We start from the raw sequence: 18,187 nt of genomic DNA on the forward strand, positions 1-18,187 counted from the left end.
CAGTGGGCGCAACGCGCTGACTGGTGGCGATCCCGACCTCATGCCGGGACCGGAGGGATTCGTCCTCCGGGGAAATCTCGCGTGAACTATGACAAAGGCCCCGCGGAGTCAACCGCGACAGGGGCTTTGCGCCTGTCGGCCTCGCCAGTTGGCAAAGTGAAATCGCCGCCCGTTTTTCGGCGGCGGGGTGCTGCGGGAGTGGTAATGTCGCGCCATGCTGTTTGACCTGCCCGATCACGATACGCTTTATCAGGCGCTTCTCGCCCGCGATGCCCGGTTCGACGGGCAGGCCTATGTCTGTGTCGCGACGACCGGCATCTTCTGTCGGCTGACCTGTCCTGCGCGCAAGCCACGCCCGGAGAATTGCAGTTTTCACGACACCGTCGGGGCGTGTATCGCCGCCGGGTTCCGGCCTTGTAAACGCTGCCACCCCCTTGGTCCCGCCGCGCAAGCCGATCCTGCCATCGGCGCGCTTCTGGCGGCGCTCGAGGCCGATCCGGGGCGACGCTGGCGCGAGGAAGACATCGCGCGGATGGGGTTCGACCTGTCCACGGTGCGCCGCAGCTTCAAGCGGCAGTTCGGAATGACATTCCTGGAAATGGCGCGGCAGCGGCGGTTGCGCGAGGGGTTCGGCAGTCTGGCCGAGGGGCAAAAGGTGATCTCCGCGCAGCATGAGGCGAGTTTCGACTCCGCCAGCGCCTTCCGGCGCGCCTTCGCGGGCCTGCTGGGCTGTCCACCAGCGGCGTTGCGGCAGGGCGGCGTGCTGCGCGCCGACTGGATCGCGACACCGCTGGGCGACATGATCGCGGTGGCGAGCGAGCGGCACCTGCACCTGCTGGAGTTCGTCGAGCGGAAGGGGCTGCCCGCAGAGCTTGCGCGGCTGCGCGAGGATGCGAAAGGGGACCTGGGTCTCGGACGCTTCGCGCCGACCGATCAGATCGAGACGGAGCTCGCCGCCTATTTCGCCGGGCGCTCGGCGCGGTTCGATACGCCGCTGGCGCAGGCGGGCAGCGCGTTCTCGCAGGCGGTCTGGGCCGAGTTGCAGCGCATCCCCGCCGGGCAGACCCGCAGCTATGGGCAGATCGCGGCGGCGATCGGGCGGCCTTCGGCGGTGCGGGCGGTGGCGCGGGCCAACGGTGCGAACCAGATCGCGCTCGTCGTGCCCTGCCACCGGGTGATCGGCGCCGATGGCTCGCTGACGGGATATGGCGGCGGGCTCTGGCGCAAGCAGCGCCTGATCGAGATCGAACAGGCCTATCGGCGCGCCGATCACCCCGGTTGAGACAGAAAAGGCCCCGCGGTGTTATCCACGGGGCCAGTCGGGGGAGGTAGGGACGTCTTTGCAGACTGGGGATCAGGCCGCGAGGTGGATGATCTGCTCCTCGGCCTTGGCGACCGCCGCAGCCTCGTCGAGGTTCACGCCCTCGGCGGCCACCACGGTCACGTCGGTGATGCCGATGAAGCCCAGAACCTGCTTGATGTAGGGCGTCGCGAAATCGAAGGCGGAGCCCTGCGGCACGCCGCCGGAGGAATAGGCGATGATGACGCGCTTCGGACCGGCGAGGCCTTCAGGGCCAGCTTCGGTGTAGCGGAAGGTCTCGCCCACGCGGCAGATCATGTCGATCCAGTGCTTGAGCGGGCCGGTGACGCCGAAGTTGTAAACGCCGCAGCCGATGACGATCGTGTCGGCGGCTTTCACCTCTGCGATCAACTCGTCGGACAGGGCGAGCAGCTCTTTCTGTTCGTCGCTGCGCTGGTCGGCGGGGGTGTAGGCCGCGCCGAGCCACGCACCGTCGATGGTGGGGATGGCGGTTGCGTCGCGGGTGGTGACGTCGCCGCCGAGCCGCTCGACGATCTTGTCGGTGAGGCGTTTGGAGATCGACGCGTCGCCTTTGATGGAGCTGTCGATACGAAGGGTCTTAGTCATGGGGAGGACTCCGTAAAACGTGTTCGATGTGGGGTCGTGAATTTCGGTCTGCGCCTTACTTGTCTCTTGCAATCCAGAACGCAACGGGCATGATCGAGCAGATTATGTTCACGGATGCACAGCATGAGCTTTGACAGTTGGGATGAAATCCGCACCGCTTTCCACGTGGCGCGCATCGGCACCGTCTCGGGGGCGGCAGAGGTTTTGGGCGTTCACCACGCGACGGTGATCCGCCATGTCGATGCCTTGGAAGACAAGCTGGGCACGAAGCTGTTCCAGCGCCATCCGCGTGGCTACACGCCGACCGAAGCGGGGCAGCAATTGCTCTCCGTGGGGCAGGCGACCGAGGACCAGTTCAGCCAGCTCGCCGCCCGGATCGCAGGCGCCGGCGACGAAGTCACGGGCGAATTGATCGTGACCTCGCTGACCGCGGTTTCGGTGCTTGTCCTGCCCGCGATGGAAAAGCTGTTGGGCGAATATTCCGGGCTGCGTCTGCGCTATCTCACCGATCAGCGCGTGTTCCGGCTGGAATATGGCGAGGCGCATGTCGCGATCCGCGCGGGCAACCGTCCGACCGAGCCCGACAACGTGGTGCAGTCGCTGGGCCGGATGCAGAACGCGCTCTATGCGAGCCACGCCTATGTCGAGCGCTTCGGAATTCCGCGTTCCAAGGAAGAGCTCGCCAAGCATCGCTTCGTCTCGAACGACAACCGCGACAGCCGCGCGCCGTTCTATCGCTGGCTACGCGACAACGTGCCGGACGAGCAGGTCGTGTTTCGCGCGAACGAGCATGAAAGCCAGGTCGATGCGATCAAGGCGGGGCTTGGTTTGGGCTTCCTGACCGTGCCGATGGGCCGCGCCGATCCGACGCTCGAAGAGGTGGTGAAGCCTTACGAGACCTGGGACACCAACCTGTGGCTGGTGACCCATGTCGATCTGCACCGCACGCCGAAGGTTCAGGCCGCCGTGAAGGCGATCAAGGAACAGGCGGCACGCTCGGACGGTCTGATCCTGAGCTGAGCCCAGAGCTGAGCTATTCCGCTGCGTGCAGCTGCACCGGGGTCGACGCGGGGACGTCCTCTTCGCGCGCCTTCCGGCGTCGCGCCACGGCCTTCGCGCCGAAATTGTCGCGCCCGTAGGCGAAGGCGAATTGGAGTGCGAGCCCGCCGAAGATCAGCACGCTGTCCTGCCAAATTCCGCCCGGATGCACCTGCTTCACCGTCTGGCCCGCGATCGCCAGCACCGTGCCGAGCGCGAAGATCGGCAGCGAGTGACGGCCCAGCATTCGGATCGGCTCCAGCACGCGCGCCTCGGCGATGCGCGGGATGATCCCCGGCAGCGACAGGATATAGGCAAGCGCCAACAGGTGCGACAGGCGCGGCAGCGACACGAAGGTCTTGTCGAAGCCCGCGATGAAGAAGGGCACGTTCCACTGACGCAGCTGCCAGACCGCGTGGCCGAAATTCTTCAGCATCCAGCCGTTGTGAACCCAGACGAAGGTCAGCGTCAGCCAGCCCGCCGCGAGCGCGATGATCCAGCCTTTCACCGGCACCAGCCGTTTGCCTTGGCGCAGCGCCAGTCCCGTCAGGATGCCGAGGCTGAACACCAGTTGCCATGCCAGCGGGTTGAAGAACCAGCCGCCCTCCATCGGGTAGTTCGGCAGGTTCAGCCGGAACAGCCCCGTCGCCACCCAGAGCCCGACCGAGGTCGCCAGCAACGCCAATTTGCTGTGCTGACCGATGCGGATCAGCGCGGGCGCCATCAACAGGAGCGCCATATACATCGGCAGGATGTTCACATAGCCCAGCTGGTGGCCCAGCGTCGCGATCCCGATCAGGAAGCCGAACGGATCGGTGCCATAGATCTTCATCGCGTTCTTGGTCAGCATCGCCTCGTTGCCCCAGAACTGCACGGCGGCCGAGACGATCGCGATCGCCCAGACGGCGGTCAGGGTATGCACGAGGTAGAGAAGCCACGCCCGTCCCCAAAGCCGCGACGTGCCTTCCCAGTTCAGCCCTTTCGCCAGCGCCGGACCGTAAGCCAGCGCGGCGGCAAGGCCGGACATGAAGACGAAGCCCTCCGCCGCATCCGAGAGGCCCAGATTGCGGGAGGTAAAATGCTCGTAGAGATTGCCGGGGATGTGGTCGATATAGATCATCACCAGCGCGAGGCCGCGGAACAGGTCGATCCGCAGGTCGCGCCCGGGTTTCATCAGCGCGATGTTACGCATGTGCGGGGCTCCGGTGAGGGGCGTCCGCGAAACCGGCGCGGTCGTCCTCGGGGGCCGGGAAAGCGTTTTCCCAGCGGGTGAAGATCGCATCGTGCAGACGCAGGATGCGGGGCGTCTCGATCTCGCTCGGCACCAGCATCAGCTGCGAGTCCGAGGGCTGCGACGACCACGAGATCAGCCAAGGCGCTGCGATCATCGGCAGACCGACCGGCAGCAGCCAGAACAGCAGACCCGGCGCGAGCCACCATGTGACGGCAAGGCCCGCTGCCCCGATGGCGACGATCCACCACGCCGCGTTGAAGCCGTCGGCCACGCTCAGCCGTCCGTCGCCGCGGTTGTTGGTGGGCCAGCCGCCATCCGCGCCGAACAGCACCTGAAAGACCGAACGCGTGGCGAAGGCCAGCAGCACCGGGGCGGTGAGGGAGGAGAAGAGCAACTCGCTCAGCGTCGAAGCGAAGGCGATGTTGCCGCCGCCGAAGCCCCGCGCGGTGCCGTTCATCGCCGCACGCGCCGCGATCAGCAATTTCGGCACCAGCAGAAGCCCGAAGATGCCGATGGCGAGGCCGATCGCTTTCGAGGCTTCCGAGGGCGGGAAATAGGGGAAGGGCCAATAGGGCTCGGGGAAGTAATCCGGCGGCGGCACGAACAGGGGCGCCGCGACCGAGGCCACGAGAAAGCCCAGCCAGAACAGCGGCGCGATATAGGCCATGATGCCCTGCGCGAAGACGAACCGCGACCAGCCGCGCAGCCCCGGCGCGCCGATGATGCGCGCGTGCTGCAGATTGCCCTGACACCAGCGGCGGTCGCGCTTGGCATGATCGACGATGTTTTCGGGGCCTTCCTCGAACGAGCCCTCCAGATCGTCATCGAGCCGCACGAGCCAGCCGTTGCGCGCCAGAAGTGCCGCCTCGACATAGTCGTGGCTCATCACATGCCCGCCGAAGGGCGGCTGCCCCTTCAGCGCGGGCAGGCCGCAGCTTTCGGCGAAGGCGCGGGTGCGCACGATGGCGTTGTGGCCCCAGAACGGGCCGGTCCTGCCCTGCAGCATCGCAAGGCCACGGGCGAAGACGGGTGAGAAGAAGCTGGCCGAGAATTGCATCGCACGGGCGAAGCGCGAGCGCCCCCGCACCACTTTCGGCAGGGTCTGCAGCAGGCCCAGACGCGGCTCGGCCTCGATCCGGCGGATCATCTGCAGGATCGTCTCGCCTTCCATCAGGCTGTCGGCATCGAGGATTAGCGCGAAATCATAGGCCGCGCCGGAGCGGGTGATGAAATCCTCGATATTACCGGCCTTCTTGCCGGTATTGTTCAGCCGACGCCGGTAGAAGAAACGGCCCAGCCCGTCGCGCTCTTCGACCAGATGGGCGAAGACCTGCACCTCGCGCTGGGCAATGTCATCCTTGCGGGTGTCCGAGAGGATCGCGAAATGCACTTCCGCGTCGTCACCGGTCGCGGCGAGCGAGGCGTCCATCGCGGCGACGCGCGAAAAGGTGGAGACCGGGTCTTCGTTATAGACCGGCACCAGCACGACCGTGCGGCCCTGAATGCGCGCATGCGGGTCCACGCGCGGCGGCGGCTCGGCGCGCGAGGTCAGCCCGATCAGCGCCTGCACCGCGCCCCATGCGAGCCAGAGCGTCGAGATCAGGATCAGGAGCGCGCGCACCACGTCGAGCGTCTGCAAGCCATCGGCCTGCCCGAACTGAATGAACAGAACGAAGGCTCCGATACCTGCAAGCGCCGCCAGCCCGAGCGCCAGAGCGCGCAGGCCGATCAGCAATGCGCCGCGAGGACGCGCGAGCGCGGACATGTCAGGTGCCTTCCCCGACCGGGCGGCGGGTCAGCATCCGGGCGAGCCGGGTGCTCAGCCGAAGATCGGGTTCGATCTGTTGAGCGGGCATGGCCATCGGGGCCACCGGCAGCGCGGCGGGCCCGGCAATGAGGTCTTCGGGCGACAGCCGGCGCTGGGCGCGCGGCTGATCGGTCAGCGCCGGCACTTCCGGCAGCGTCAAATGTGAAATCATGTTTTGGTCCACTGGTAGAGCCAGGTCTCGGAGAGGTTCCGTCCAAAACCAGCAAGAGTGGCAGAGAGTTCCACGGGCGCGTCGCCATCGGCGGAAATATCCAGAACGAGACGCCAGACATTGTCCTGTTCGACCTTCGAAAGGGTCTGCGTTTCGATCTTGCCCTTGTTCGCGTGGGTGACCGGCTTGATTTCGTCGACCGCCGACGCGGGGAGGCGCGAAATCTCTCCGCCCTTGAAATCAATGACGAATTTACGGGTGCCCTTGGTGTTCTCGACACCCGATACACCGCCGGTCCCGGCCCAGGTCTGATCGACATAGGCGCGCTGATCGCTCGGATCGGGGGGCAGGTCGCCCCATTCCAGCCGATAGGCGAATTCCAGCGCATCGCCTGCTTTTGCCGGAGCTTCGGGCACCCAGAAAGCGACGATATTGTCGTTCACCTCGAGTTTCGAGGGGATCTCGACCAGCCGAACCATGCCCTTGCCCCAGTCGCCCTGCGGCGTCACGCGGACCGAGGGGCGGCGCTCGTAACGGGCCGAGGCGTCCTGATAGTGATCGAAGTCGCGCTCGCGCTGATAGAGGCCGAAGCTCTTCGGCGCGCTCTCCGCGAAATAGGAGGAGGCGAGCTTGTCGGGGTTCTGCAGCGGCCGCCACAGCTTGTCGCCGTCGGCTTGCTCGATCGCCAGCCCGTCGCTGTCGTGTACGCGCGGGCGATAGTCGTCGAAATTGTGCCGGTTGCGCGGCCCGTAGAGGAACATCGAGGTCAGCGGCGCGACACCGAGCTGCTGAATGTCCTCGCGGATGAAGAGCCGTGCGGTCACGTCGACCGAGGTAGCCTCGCCCGGGGTGATGACGAATTTGTAGGCCCCCGTCAGCGAGGCGGAGTGCATCTCGGCGAAGACGGTGATCGAGGTCGCGCCCGAGGCCGGGGTCTCGACCCAGAACTGGGTGAAACGCGGGAATTCCTCGGCGACCGAGATGCCGGTGTTCACCGCGAGCCCGCGCGCCGAGAGCCCATAAGCCGAGCCGCGCCCGAGCGCGCGGAAGTAGGATGCGCCCTGAAACGCGATCAGCTCGTCCATGACATCGGGGCGGTTGATCGGGCTGTGCAGGCGGAAGCCTGCGACGCCGGGCAGGGGCGCATGTTCGGGGACGATCTTGCGCGCTTTGCTCTGGTAGATGAAATCGTCGGTCGAGAAGGTCATCGGGCTCGCTTGCCCGTTGTCGATGCTGGAGAGATGCACCGGCTCTTTAAACAGCCAGCCCAGATGGAAGGCCTGCAATTCGAAGCGCGTGTCTTCGATATTCTCGAAGCGCGACTTGTCCGGGTCGAAGCGGATCATCCGGTAGCTGTCGTAGTCCAGCTTGCTCAGGAAATCGGCCGAGCTGGTCTCGGGCGGTACGGCTTCGTTCTTCGCGGCCTTCTGCATCCGCGCCGCGAGATCGTCGAAGGAAAACGGCGATTGCTGCGGTGCGGCAGGGGGCGAGGCTGGCGCGGAGGAGGGGTCGGCTGCGGGGGCGCTGTCTTGCGCGAGCGCATGGCCGGGCCAGCCTCCCGTGGCGGCGAACGCGCCAAAAGCGGAACCGGCGGCGAGGAGCTGTCGGCGGGAGAAATGGGGCACTTGCACAGTGCGGGGATTAGGCATCTGTTTCCCTGCGATTACAGTCGCTTCGCACGGAGAAAAACCGCCGTGCTGCAATTTGCATAGCCACATGCCCGGAAAAACTGCAAGAGGGGAAGCGAGGCCCATCGGGCGGACAGGGTCGAGCCATGCGATTCTCGCATAACATCGCCCATCCATGCATCGAAAAGCGCGATTTCCCGCCGATTCAGCGACATTTGTGCCGCAGAATGCCGCATGTGCAAAATGGCGGGAGAGGGGCCGATCGCTGCCGCTTTGAGGCGGCCTCCGCACAATGCCTTGCGATTCTACTCAGGAAACGCCGTCGCGAAGCTTGACAGACATGCCCCCTGTGCGCAGGTAAAGTAATGCTTGCGCGGGGGGAGAGTGCGGTCGCATCCATCGCCCCAAGGCCCGCCAAAGAACGGACCGGAGAGAAGATGTCGCCTGCCTTGATCGCCGCTTTGCCCTTCCTGGGCGCAGCCATGCCGTCGATCCTTATCCGCACCGGACGCACCAATGCCGCCGCGGTTTCGGCCCTGTTCACGGGGCTGGCGCTGCTCGGATTGTTGCTGAACCTGCCGACCGTGATGGCAGGCGGTGTCGTCGAGACCAAGATCGACTGGCTGCCCTGGCTGGGCCTGAACGTGAATTTCTGGATCGACGGTCTGGGGATGCTCTTCGCGACGCTGATCCTCGGGATCGGGTTGCTGATCATCCTCTATGCGCGGTTCTACCTGTCGAACAAGGACCCGGTCGGTCAGTTCTACACCTACTTGCTGCTGTTCCAGGGCGCGATGGTGGGCATCGTGCTGTCCGACAATATCCTGCTTTTGCTGATCTTCTGGGAGCTGACCTCGCTCAGCTCCTTCCTGCTCATCGGCTATTGGAAGCACCTGCCCGCGGGCCGTCAGGGCGCGCGTATGGCGCTGACCGTGACCGGTCTGGGCGGTCTGTCGATGATCGCGGGGATGCTGATCCTCGGCAATATCGCGGGCAGCTACGACATCTCGGAAATCCTGCAGCACAAGGACGCCATTCAGGCGAGCCCCTATTACATCCCGGCGCTGCTGCTGATCCTCGGCGGGGCTTTCACCAAATCCGCCCAGTTCCCGTTCCATTTCTGGCTGCCGCACGCGATGGCGGCGCCGACGCCGGTCTCGGCCTATCTGCACTCCGCCACGATGGTGAAGGCAGGGCTGTTCCTGATGGCGCGGATGTGGCCGGTGCTCTCGGGCACGCCGGAATGGTTCTATATCGTCGCGAGCGTCGGCCTGATCACCATGCTGATCGCCGCGAAGATCGCGATTTTCAAACACGACATGAAGGCGCTTCTGGCCTTCTCGACGGTCTCGCATCTGGGGCTCATCACCTTCATGCTGGGGCTGGGGACCGAGGCCGGGGCGCTGGCCGCCGTGTTCCACATCATCAACCACGCGACCTTCAAGGCGGCACTGTTCATGTCGGCGGGCATCGTCGATCACGAGGCGGGCACGCGTGACCTGACCCGCGTCTCGGGGCTGCGCAAGCTGATGCCGATCACCTTCGTGATCGCGACCATCGCGGCGCTGTCGATGGCCGGTATCCCCTTCTTCAACGGGTTCCTGTCGAAAGAGATGATGCTGGAGGCCGCCGCGCATACGAAGTGGCTCGACAATAGCTGGCTGATCCCGGCGCTTGCCACCATCGCGGCGCTGTTCTCGGCCACCTACGCCTTCCGCTTCATCAGCCACGGTTTCTTCGGCCCGCCGCCGCAGGACCTGCCGAAGACCCCGCATGATCCGCCCTTCGGCATGTGGATCAGCCCGGCTTTCCTCGCCTTCCTCGTGATCGCGATCGGTCTGTTCCCGATGGCGGTGGCGGGCGGCTATGTCCAGATGGCGACCAATGCGGTCGTCGGTGGCGGCTATCACATGCACGAGCTTAAGATCTGGCACGGCGTCACGCCCGCGCTGATCATGTCGGCCATTGCCGTCACCGGCGGTATCGCTCTGCTCGCCGCGCATCGCCCGTTCCAGCGCATCTGGGACGCCATCCCGCGCCCCGAGGCCAAGGTGATGTTCGACTGGGTGGTCGCGAAGGTGCAGAGCCTTGCCGCGTGGATCACGCAGGGGCTGCATACCGGCGCGATGGCGCGTTACCTGATGCTGTTCACGATAACTGCGGTCGGGGTTGGGCTCTACGCCTTCATGAGCGGCACGCTGGGGCCGCAGACCCGTGCGCTGACGCCGGTGAACGGCGCGGCGGTGACCTCGTGGCTGCTGCTGCTGACGGCCACGATCTGTATCGTCGCCTTCCATCACAACCGCATCCTCGCGCTGGTGCTGATCGGGATCGTCGGCCTCACCGTCTCGATCTCCTTCATCTTCCTCTCGGCGCCCGACCTCGCGCTGACGCAGATCTCGGTCGAGATCGTGACGACGGTGCTGATGCTTCTCGCGCTGAACTTCCTGCCCAAGATCACCTCGATCGAATCCAGCCGGATGAAGATCGGCTTCGACGTCGGGCTTTCGGTCGCGGCGGGCGTCGCGGTCTCGGGGCTGATCTACGCGCTGCTGACCCGCGATTTCGCCTTCCCGACGATGTCCGGCTACATGCTCGACAACAGCTACAACCTCGCGGGCGGGGACAACGTGGTGAACGTGATCCTCGTGGACTTCCGTGGCTACGATACGTTCGGCGAGATCACGGTGCTGGGCATCGCCGCGCTGGTGATCTTCGCGCTGACCGAGGCGCTGCTGCAGGGCGCGTCCTCGCGCAAGCTGATCGCGTGGCGTCCCGACGTGCCGCGTGGCGGCGACAAGCACCCGCTGATGTTGCTGATCGTGACGCGGGTGATGATGCCGATCGCGCTGGTCGTGGGGCTCTATATCTTCCTGCGCGGCCACAATGAGCCCGGCGGCGGCTTCATCGCCGGTCTCGTCGTCGCGATCGCGCTGGTGACGCAATACATGGCCTCGGGCTTTGCATGGACGCAGGCGCGCCAGAAGGTCTATTACCACGTGCTGATCGCGTCCGGCGTGCTGGTCGCGGGGATCACCGGGGCCGGGGCGTTCTTCAACGACATGCCCTTCCTGACCTCCGATTTCGGCTATGTGAAGCTGCCCGGCCTCGACAAGTTCGAGCTGGCGACCGCTGCGGGCTTCGACCTCGGCGTGTTCCTCGGCGTCGTCGGCTCGGTGATGCTGGCGCTTGGCGGGCTGAGCCGCCTCGCGCGCCGCGCCGCAATGGGCGAGGAAGGCGGCGAAGAGGGCGCGCATATCGCGGCCGAGAAGCCGGAGGCCCGCGTGCTCGCGCCGCTCTCGGCCGGGCCCTATCCGCCCGAAGCCAAAGTGCCGCGCCGCTGGTGGAAGACCGCCCGCGCCGCACGCGAAGCCACCCAGAACGAGCGTGACACCGTGCACGAGAACAAGAAGACCAACGGGGGCGATCACTGATGGAAGTGCTCGTTGCATCGGCCATCGGCGTGCTGACCGCCGCCGGCATCTACATGATCCTGCGTCTGCGCACCTTCCCCGTGGTGGTGGGCATGTCGCTGCTGTCCTACGCGGTGAACGTGTTCCTGTTCGCCACCGGTCGTCTGGTAATCAACCAGCCGCCGATCCTGCGCGACGGCGTCACCTCCTATACCGACCCGATCCCGCAGGCGCTGGTTCTGACCGCGATCGTGATCTCCTTCGGGATGACGGCGGTGGTCGTGATGCTCGCGCTTGGCGCCTTCATCGAGGCGGGCAATGACCGCATCGACCTCGAGGAAGAGGAGGACGGCCAATGATGGAGCATTGGATCATCGCGCCCGTCCTGATCCCGGCGATGCTTGCGCCGCTGATCGTGCTGTGGATGCGCTACGATCTGGTCACGCAGCGCGTGGCCTCGATCCTCGGCATGTCGGCGCTTCTGGTGCTGGCCATCGTGCTGATGGTGTCGGCCTCGATGGGCCCGCCCGAGGTCTATCGCCTCGGCAACTGGGAGCCGCCCTACGGCATCGTGCTGGTCCTTGACCGGCTGTCCGCGCTGATGCTGCTGCTGACCTCGATCCTCGGCCTCGTGATCGTGCTCTATGCGATCGGCTCGGGCTGGGACAAACGCGGCTGGCATTTCCACTCGCTGATGCAGTTCCAGATGATGGGGATCAACGGCGCCTTCCTGACGGGCGACGCGTTCAACCTGTTCGTCTTCTTTGAAGTGCTGCTGATCGCCTCCTATGGTCTGATGATCCATGGCGGCGGGCGCGCACGGCTGAAATCGGGCGTGCAATACGTGGTCTACAACCTCGCGGGCTCGACGCTGTTCCTCTTCGCGCTGGGGACGATCTACGCGACGGCAGGTACGCTCAACATGGCCGATCTGGCGGTGAAGGTGGCCGAGATGCCCTCCGAGCAGACGGCGCTGATCAAGGTCGGTGCGGCGCTTCTGATGTTGGTCTTCGCGGTCAAGGCCGCGCTGGTGCCGCTGCAGTTCTGGCTGCCCGCGACCTACACCAATGCACCCGGCCCGGTGGCGGCGCTGTTTGCGATCATGACCAAGGTCGGGACCTATGCGATCGTCCGCGTCTATACGCTGATCTTCCCGATCACCGGCACGATCGGCACGCTTGCCCATGACATCCTGCTGCCCTCCGCGTTCCTGACGATCGCGATCGGGATGATCGGCATTCTCGGCGCCCGCGACATGGGCCGCACGGTCGCCTATGCGGTGATCGGCTCGGTCGGGACGATGATGCTGGCATTTGCGCAGTTCACTCAGGGCGCGACCACGGCGGGTCTTTACTACATGATCCACTCGACGCTGATCGCCGGGGCGATGTTCCTGATCGCCGATCTCGTGCGCGAGCGGCGCGGGCGCTGGGGGCTCGGCTTCACCGATGCGCCGCTGATGAAGAACCACGGGCTGATGGCGGGCATGTTCTTCATGGGCGCGATCGCGATGGCCGGGATGCCGCCGCTCTCGGGTTTCCTCGGCAAGCTGATGATCCTCGATGCGACGCGCGGCCAATGGGCGCTTTGGGCGACGGTTCTGGTGACCTCGCTGATCGCCATCGTGGGCTATGCCCGTGCGGGTAGCCAAGTGTTCTGGCGCTCCTACGCGGTCGAGGCCGAGGAAGACGATCTGCCGCCCGCGCCGAAGGATGCGAGCTCGCCGGGCCTCGCCTTTACCGCGACCGGTATCCTGCTGGCCGGGTCGGTGGCGCTGACCGCGCTGGCCGGACCTGCGAGCACCTGGTTGCAGGGCACCTCCGCGCAGCTGTTCACGCCGTCGCAGTATATCGACGCGGTTCTCGCCGGCGCGGAAGAGCGCGCGCAGGAGGCGGCGCGCATCGGCGCCCATGAGCATGGCCATATGGAAGTGAGCGAGGAAATGCAGGCCGAGGACGCGCATGGCGGCGACACCAGTGCCGCCGATCCGCATGCCGACGCTCCGCCCGCCGATCAGGCCGACACCCACACCGGAACCGAGACGGGGCAGGACGCCCCGGCCGCGGCGCATTGAGGGGAGCAAAGAGATGATCCGCAAGATCCTTCCCCACCCCTACCTGACCGTCACGCTGGTGATGGTCTGGCTGATGCTGGCCAATAGCTACACGCTCAATTCGCTGGTCTTCGCGATCCTCGTCGGTCTCGTGATCCCGTGGATCACCGCGCCCTACTGGCCTGCGCGCCCGCGTTTCGCGAAGCCGCTGAAGATCATCGAGTACATCTTCATCGTGATCTGGGATATCATCGTCGCGAATATCACCGTGGCGAAGATCGTGCTCTTCATGCCCAATTCCAAGCTGCACCCCGCCTGGGTCACGGTGCCGCTCGATATCGTCACGCCCGAGGCGGTGACGGTGCTTGCGGGCACGATCACGATGACGCCCGGCACGCTGACGGCGGAGCTGGCCGCCGACGGGCACTCGCTGCTGGTCCACGCGCTGCATGCGCCCGATGCCGATGAGGTGCGCGACGAGATCAAGTCCCGCTACGAGGCCCGCCTGAAGGAGATTTTCGAATGATCACCTATGCCCTGATCTTCGCCATCGCCTGCTATTCGCTGGCGCTGCTGTTCAACCTCTACCGGGTCGTCAAGGCGCCGGGCGTGACCGACCGGGTTCTCGCGCTCGACACGATGGCGATCAACGCGATCGCGATGATCGTGCTGTTCGGCATCTGGGAAGGCACGGCGCTCTTCTTCGAAGCGTCGATCCTTTACGCAATGACGGGCTTCGTGGCGACGGTCTCCTTCGCCAAGTTCATCCTGCGCGGCGACATTATCGAGTGAGGGCGTGATGGAACTGTTCTGGGACATCCTGATTTCCGCGCTGCTCGTGATCGGCGGCATCTTCGGCCTCGTCGGCAGCTTCGGGCTGGTCAAACTGCCCGACCCGATGACCCGCCTGCACGCGCCGACCAAGGCCGCGACGCTGGGCGTGGGCGCGATCCTGATCGCCTCGATGGTCTGGTTCGCGGTGAAGCAGGGCCACGTGACCCTGCACGAGTTGATGGTCACCATCTTCATCTTCCTGACGGCCCCGATCACCGCGCATTTCATCTCGAAGGCCAATATCTTCCGCGACTGGCCGGCCGAGAAACTGCCGAAGCCCGCAGGCGAGGGCGACTGGGCGGTGCACACAGCCGATGCCGATACCTCGAAGGGCGAACTGGCGGTCGAGCGGGAAAAGAACATCCCGCACGAGAACGACTGACGTTGCGAAACGCTTTGACGCGCGCGTAACCCGTGGCAGGCTGATCCCCGGAGGAGATTTCGGGAGATTTTCGCGATGCGGATGCGGCTGATGCTGTCCCATCTGTCGATCTGGGTGATGATCGCAGTCGTCGCCGCGGCGGCCTATTGGATCGCGCAGGGGCCTTGGTGGCTCTGGGCGGTCGCGCTGCTGGGGATCCCGGCGCAGATGCTCAACGAATACGGGCTCCACCGCTACATCTTCCACATGGCGCCACCGAAGCGGCAATGGGCCTTCAACTGGCTCTACCGGGTGCATTACGGCCACCACGAATTCCCGACCTGCTGGCCGCTTCTGTTCGCGCCGCTCTCGGTGATCGTGCCGGTGCTCGTGGGCAATACCGCGCTCCTTTGGGCGGTGCTGTCGCTGATCGGCGTGCCCCATGCGTTCGATATCGCCGTGGCCGTCGTGCCGCTGGGCGGGGCCGCGACCTTCCTCGCCTATGAATGGTTCCACACCACCGCCCATGTCACCGTGAAGAAGACTGCGATCGAGCGCCATGTCTCGACGCTGCACAACCAGCACCATTTCCGCGACTTCTCGAAATGGTTCCACGTCACGGCGGGCGGCGAGGTGATCGACCGGCTGATGGGCACCGCGATTTCGCGCGATCAGCTCAAGACCCAAAGCCGCGTCGAGTTCATCCGCACGCTGGGCCTGCGCCCCGACGATCCGCGCCTGATCGCGGCACGGGAGAAATTCGCGCCGCGCTTCGGGATCACCGAGGCAGAGGTCTCGCGGGCGGGCCATGTCGGTGGGGGCGCTGCCCCCGCGCGCTGACGCGCGCCCCCCGGGATATTTCCGCCAAGAGGAAATTAAACCTTCCGTAACCAGAATCACCTGACCCTGATCTCGCGGAACAGGCGGGGACGCCGATGACCGCCCAAGGGGAAGCGCCCGGCCTGCCGCCCGCAACCGGGTTCGAGCCGGGCGTTTTTCTTCCTCTTGGGCGAAATATCCCGGGGGAGGCCGCAGGCCGGGGGCGGAGCCCCTTACAGGTTGTCGGTCACGCGGAAGCCTTCGGGGATCGTGTCGCGCCCCTCCAGCACCAGATCGACCATCACCTCTGCCACTTTCGGCGCCATCCCGAAGCCGATCTTGAACCCGCCATTGGCGATGAAATGTTCCGGACGGTCGGGCCAGTCGCCCAGCATCGGCGCGCGGGATTTGGCACGCGGGCGCACCCCGGCCCAACGGTCGATCACCGGCGCCTCGGTCAGCGGCGGGCAAAGCGCGCGGGCTTTCTCGATCAGCGCGTCGAGCTGCGCATCGGTCGTGTCCGGGGCATCGAATTCGCGCTCGGAGGTCGACCCGATCGCGACCGTGTCGTCTGAATGGGGAATGATGTGGAGGCTGTCGGCGAAAAGCTGCGGCACGTCTCCTGCCGCGTATCGGAAGAGCGCCGATTGGCCCTTCACGCCGGTGCCGACGGTTTTGCCGACCACCGCGTTCAGCTCTGCCAGTCCTTCCGCGCCGGTCGCGTGGATGACCGGACCGCCCCCCTCGGCCTCGCCGATCACGATCTCCGCGCCCATCGCTTTGAGCGCCGCGACCAGCGCGGCCCCGGCGGCGCGCGGATTGGCGCGGGCGGTGAGCGTGTCATGGATCACGAGCCCGGTGGGCGAGGGGGGCGCGAAGGCGCCGAATTCCGCAGCCTCGGCCACGCGCCATGTGGCGAAGCCCTGCCATAGCTCGGCCGCCCCTGCCGCGCGGTCTTTGGCGCGCGCGATCTGCGCCTCATCCGCCAGCGGCTGCAGTCGACCGAGACGCGCATAGCCCGGATCGCCGCCACCAATGCGCTGCACGTCGGCCCAGAAGGCTTCCGCCATGCGCAGGCTCTCGAATTGGAACTGTTTCTTGGGGTTCCAGTTCTCCGGCACATGCGGGGCGAGCGCGCCGACATGGCCGCCCGAGCTGCCCGCGCCAATGCGGCTGCGCTCGATCAGCCGGACTTTCGCGCCGCGCTTCGCTGCCTGATACGCGATCGCGAGGCCGAAGATGCCGCCGCCGCGCACGGTTATGTCGTGTCTGCCGCTTGTCATTTCGCGCCTCCTGCTTCAAGGCTGGGCCGGAGACTGTGGACTATCCCCGATGAACGCCCCTGACCAGAGCAAAGCCGATCTCGATTGGCGCGATGACCTTGTGCCGGTCTCGCGGCGGTTCGACGATCCCTATTTCAGCCTTGCGGGCGGTCTGGACGAGACGCGGCATGTGTTTCTGGCGGGCAATGATCTTCCCGCGCGGCTGCGTCCGGGCTTTCACGTGGCTGAGCTGGGCTTCGGCACGGGGCTGAACCTGCTGTCGCTGCGGCTGGCCTGTCCCGAGGACTTCCCGATCCGCTTCACTTCTTTCGAGGCCTACCCGATGGAGGCCGACGACATCGCACGGGCGCTGGACGCATTTCCGGAGGTCGCGCCCGTGGCCGGTCCCTATCTGGAAGCTTGGGCTGCAGGGCAGCGCCAGTTTCAACTCGGTCCGATCGCGGTGGAGATCCTCGAGGGCGATGCGCGCGCGGCGCTTCCCGCTTGGGCGGGAAAAGCCGATGCGTGGTTCCTCGACGGGTTCTCGCCCGCGAAGAACCCCGAGCTTTGGGGCGAGGATCTGATGGTCGAGGTCGGCGCGCATACGGTGCCGGGCGGCTCCTTCGCGACCTATACGGCGGCAGGCTTCGTGCGCCGCGCCCTCGAGGCCGCGGGTTTCGAGGTCAACCGCAGCCCGGGTTTCGGGCGCAAACGCCATATGTCGCGCGGGGCGAAACATGGTTGAACAATCGACCCGCCGCGGCATTGCGCTGATGGTCGCCGTGACCTTCATCTTCGCGCTTCAGGACGGCATCTCGCGCCATCTGGCCGAGACCTACAACGTCTACATGGCGCTCATGGTGCGCTTCTGGTTCTTCGCGGCCTTCGTGCTGGTGATCGCGGCGCGCAGCCCCGGCGGGATCAAGCGGGCGACGCGCTCGGGCCTGCCTTGGGCGCAGGTGATCCGCTCGCTCATCCTGATCACCGAAGTGGTCGTGATGGTGCAGGCCTTCGTCTATCTCGGGCTCGTCCATTCCCATGCGGTCTTCGCCTGCTACCCGCTGCTGGTCGCAGGGCTTTCCGGGCCGGTGCTGGGCGAGAAGGTCGGCTGGCGGCGCGTGGCAGCGATCGGGGTGGGCTTCATCGGGGTACTCATCATCCTCAAGCCCGGCTTCGGAGTGTTCTCGCCCTATGCGCTGATCCCGCTGGCGGCGGCGACGCTGTTCGCGCTCTACTCGCTGATGACGCGCTATGTGGGCCGCGTCGATCCGGCCTCGGTGTCCTTCTTCTACACTGGCGTGATCGGGGCGCTGGTGATCACGGCAGTCGGCATCTGGCACTGGGAGAACATGATCGCGTCGGACTGGGCGTGGATGGTCGTGCTGTGCTTCACCGCCGCGACCGGGCATTTCCTGCTGATCAAGGCCTATGAGGTGGCCGAGGCCTCGGCGATCCAGCCCTTCGCCTATCTGCAACTGGTCTTCGCCTCGACGCTGGGCGTCGTCGTCTTCGGCGAGTCGCTGGAATGGAACGTGGTCATCGGCGCGGGCGTCGTGGTCAGCGCGGGGCTCTTTACCCTGTGGCGCGCGCGGGTGGTGGCCGAAGGGTCGTAACCGCCTCTTTCGTTTTGGACAAAATA

17 protein-coding genes are annotated in these 18,187 nt (G+C 65.8%); 11 read left to right on the top strand and 6 right to left on the bottom strand.

Features of this window, described 5'->3' with window-relative positions:
* Positions 1–214: 214 nt before the first annotated feature.
* Entirely contained in the window at positions 215–1,282 is a 1,068-nt protein-coding gene (locus AXZ77_RS02035) for a bifunctional transcriptional activator/DNA repair enzyme AdaA (RefSeq protein WP_098409832.1), read from the top strand.
* Positions 1,283–1,354: 72 nt separating this feature from the next.
* Here AXZ77_RS02035 and AXZ77_RS02040 read toward each other — a convergent pair whose 3' ends face one another.
* Positions 1,355–1,927 carry an FMN-dependent NADH-azoreductase gene (locus AXZ77_RS02040; protein WP_098409833.1) on the bottom strand — a complete coding sequence of 191 codons (573 nt, stop codon included), beginning with the start codon at positions 1,925–1,927 and terminating at the stop codon, positions 1,355–1,357.
* 123 nt (positions 1,928–2,050) lie between these two features.
* Between AXZ77_RS02040 and AXZ77_RS02045 the strand changes: the two genes are divergently transcribed.
* Positions 2,051–2,947 (top strand): LysR family transcriptional regulator, encoded by an 897-nt coding sequence (locus AXZ77_RS02045; RefSeq protein WP_078522028.1) that lies wholly within the window; start codon positions 2,051–2,053, stop codon positions 2,945–2,947.
* Positions 2,948–2,960: 13 nt separating this feature from the next.
* Here the strand turns inward: AXZ77_RS02045 and AXZ77_RS02050 are convergent, their stop codons facing one another.
* The 4 genes from AXZ77_RS02050 to AXZ77_RS02065 are packed head-to-tail and all read right to left on the bottom strand — an operon-like array spanning position 2,961 to position 7,827.
* Complete coding sequence (locus AXZ77_RS02050; RefSeq protein WP_176535937.1) at positions 2,961–4,157, bottom strand: OpgC family protein; 1,197 nt, start codon at positions 4,155–4,157, stop codon at positions 2,961–2,963.
* Positions 4,150–5,964, bottom strand: coding sequence for a glucans biosynthesis glucosyltransferase MdoH (gene mdoH / locus AXZ77_RS02055; RefSeq protein WP_098409835.1), 1,815 nt, complete (start codon positions 5,962–5,964; stop codon positions 4,150–4,152). The genes AXZ77_RS02050 and mdoH overlap by 8 nt, the downstream gene beginning before the upstream one ends.
* Before the next feature lies 1 nt (position 5,965).
* Entirely contained in the window at positions 5,966–6,178 is a 213-nt protein-coding gene (locus tag AXZ77_RS02060) for a hypothetical protein (protein WP_098409836.1), read from the bottom strand.
* A complete protein-coding gene (locus tag AXZ77_RS02065) occupies positions 6,175–7,827 on the bottom strand; it encodes a glucan biosynthesis protein (RefSeq protein WP_098409837.1) in 1,653 nt (550 codons plus the stop codon). Before AXZ77_RS02065 ends, AXZ77_RS02060 begins: the two co-directional genes overlap by 4 nt.
* 416 nt (positions 7,828–8,243) lie before the next feature.
* Here AXZ77_RS02065 and AXZ77_RS02070 point away from each other — a divergent pair, with 416 nt between their 5' ends.
* From AXZ77_RS02070 to AXZ77_RS02100, 7 genes are all read left to right on the top strand, one after another.
* The gene (locus tag AXZ77_RS02070; RefSeq protein ID WP_098409838.1) at positions 8,244–11,240 is read left to right on the top strand and encodes a monovalent cation/H+ antiporter subunit A; all 2,997 of its coding nucleotides are present in this window, start codon (positions 8,244–8,246) and stop codon (positions 11,238–11,240) included.
* Complete coding sequence (locus AXZ77_RS02075; protein WP_078522021.1) at positions 11,240–11,578, top strand: Na+/H+ antiporter subunit C; 339 nt, start codon at positions 11,240–11,242, stop codon at positions 11,576–11,578. The genes AXZ77_RS02070 and AXZ77_RS02075 overlap by 1 nt, the downstream gene beginning before the upstream one ends.
* Entirely contained in the window at positions 11,578–13,293 is a 1,716-nt protein-coding gene (locus AXZ77_RS02080) for a monovalent cation/H+ antiporter subunit D (RefSeq protein WP_098412406.1), read from the top strand. The genes AXZ77_RS02075 and AXZ77_RS02080 overlap by 1 nt, the downstream gene beginning before the upstream one ends.
* A gap of 13 nt (positions 13,294–13,306) precedes the next feature.
* Positions 13,307–13,798: a Na+/H+ antiporter subunit E gene (locus tag AXZ77_RS02085; protein ID WP_078522020.1), complete on the top strand. Its 492-nt coding sequence runs from the start codon at positions 13,307–13,309 to the stop codon at positions 13,796–13,798.
* Positions 13,795–14,064, top strand: a complete 270-nt coding sequence (locus AXZ77_RS02090) for a K+/H+ antiporter subunit F (protein WP_078522019.1) — start codon at positions 13,795–13,797, stop codon at positions 14,062–14,064. The genes AXZ77_RS02085 and AXZ77_RS02090 overlap by 4 nt, the downstream gene beginning before the upstream one ends.
* 7 nt (positions 14,065–14,071) lie before the next feature.
* Entirely contained in the window at positions 14,072–14,488 is a 417-nt protein-coding gene (locus AXZ77_RS02095) for a Na+/H+ antiporter subunit G (RefSeq protein ID WP_078540299.1), read from the top strand.
* A gap of 75 nt (positions 14,489–14,563) precedes the next feature.
* The gene (locus AXZ77_RS02100) at positions 14,564–15,307 is read left to right on the top strand and encodes a sterol desaturase family protein (protein ID WP_098409839.1); all 744 of its coding nucleotides are present in this window, start codon (positions 14,564–14,566) and stop codon (positions 15,305–15,307) included.
* 212 nt (positions 15,308–15,519) lie between these two features.
* On the opposite strand, the gene AXZ77_RS02105 is transcribed toward AXZ77_RS02100, so the two are convergent.
* Positions 15,520–16,569, bottom strand: a complete 1,050-nt coding sequence (locus AXZ77_RS02105) for an FAD-binding oxidoreductase (RefSeq protein ID WP_098409840.1) — start codon at positions 16,567–16,569, stop codon at positions 15,520–15,522.
* 49 nt (positions 16,570–16,618) lie between these two features.
* On the opposite strand from AXZ77_RS02105, the gene mnmD reads away from it, so the two are divergent.
* Both mnmD and AXZ77_RS02115 read left to right on the top strand, forming a co-directional pair.
* Entirely contained in the window at positions 16,619–17,293 is a 675-nt protein-coding gene (gene mnmD / locus AXZ77_RS02110) for a tRNA (5-methylaminomethyl-2-thiouridine)(34)-methyltransferase MnmD (protein ID WP_098409841.1), read from the top strand.
* Positions 17,286–18,161: a DMT family transporter gene (locus AXZ77_RS02115; protein ID WP_098409842.1), complete on the top strand. Its 876-nt coding sequence runs from the start codon at positions 17,286–17,288 to the stop codon at positions 18,159–18,161. The genes mnmD and AXZ77_RS02115 overlap by 8 nt, the downstream gene beginning before the upstream one ends.
* The last annotated feature ends 26 nt before the right edge of the window (positions 18,162–18,187 follow it).

The sequence above is a fragment of the Thioclava sp. ES.031 genome (assembly GCF_002563775.1).
Classification (GTDB): Bacteria; Pseudomonadota; Alphaproteobacteria; order Rhodobacterales; family Rhodobacteraceae; genus Thioclava.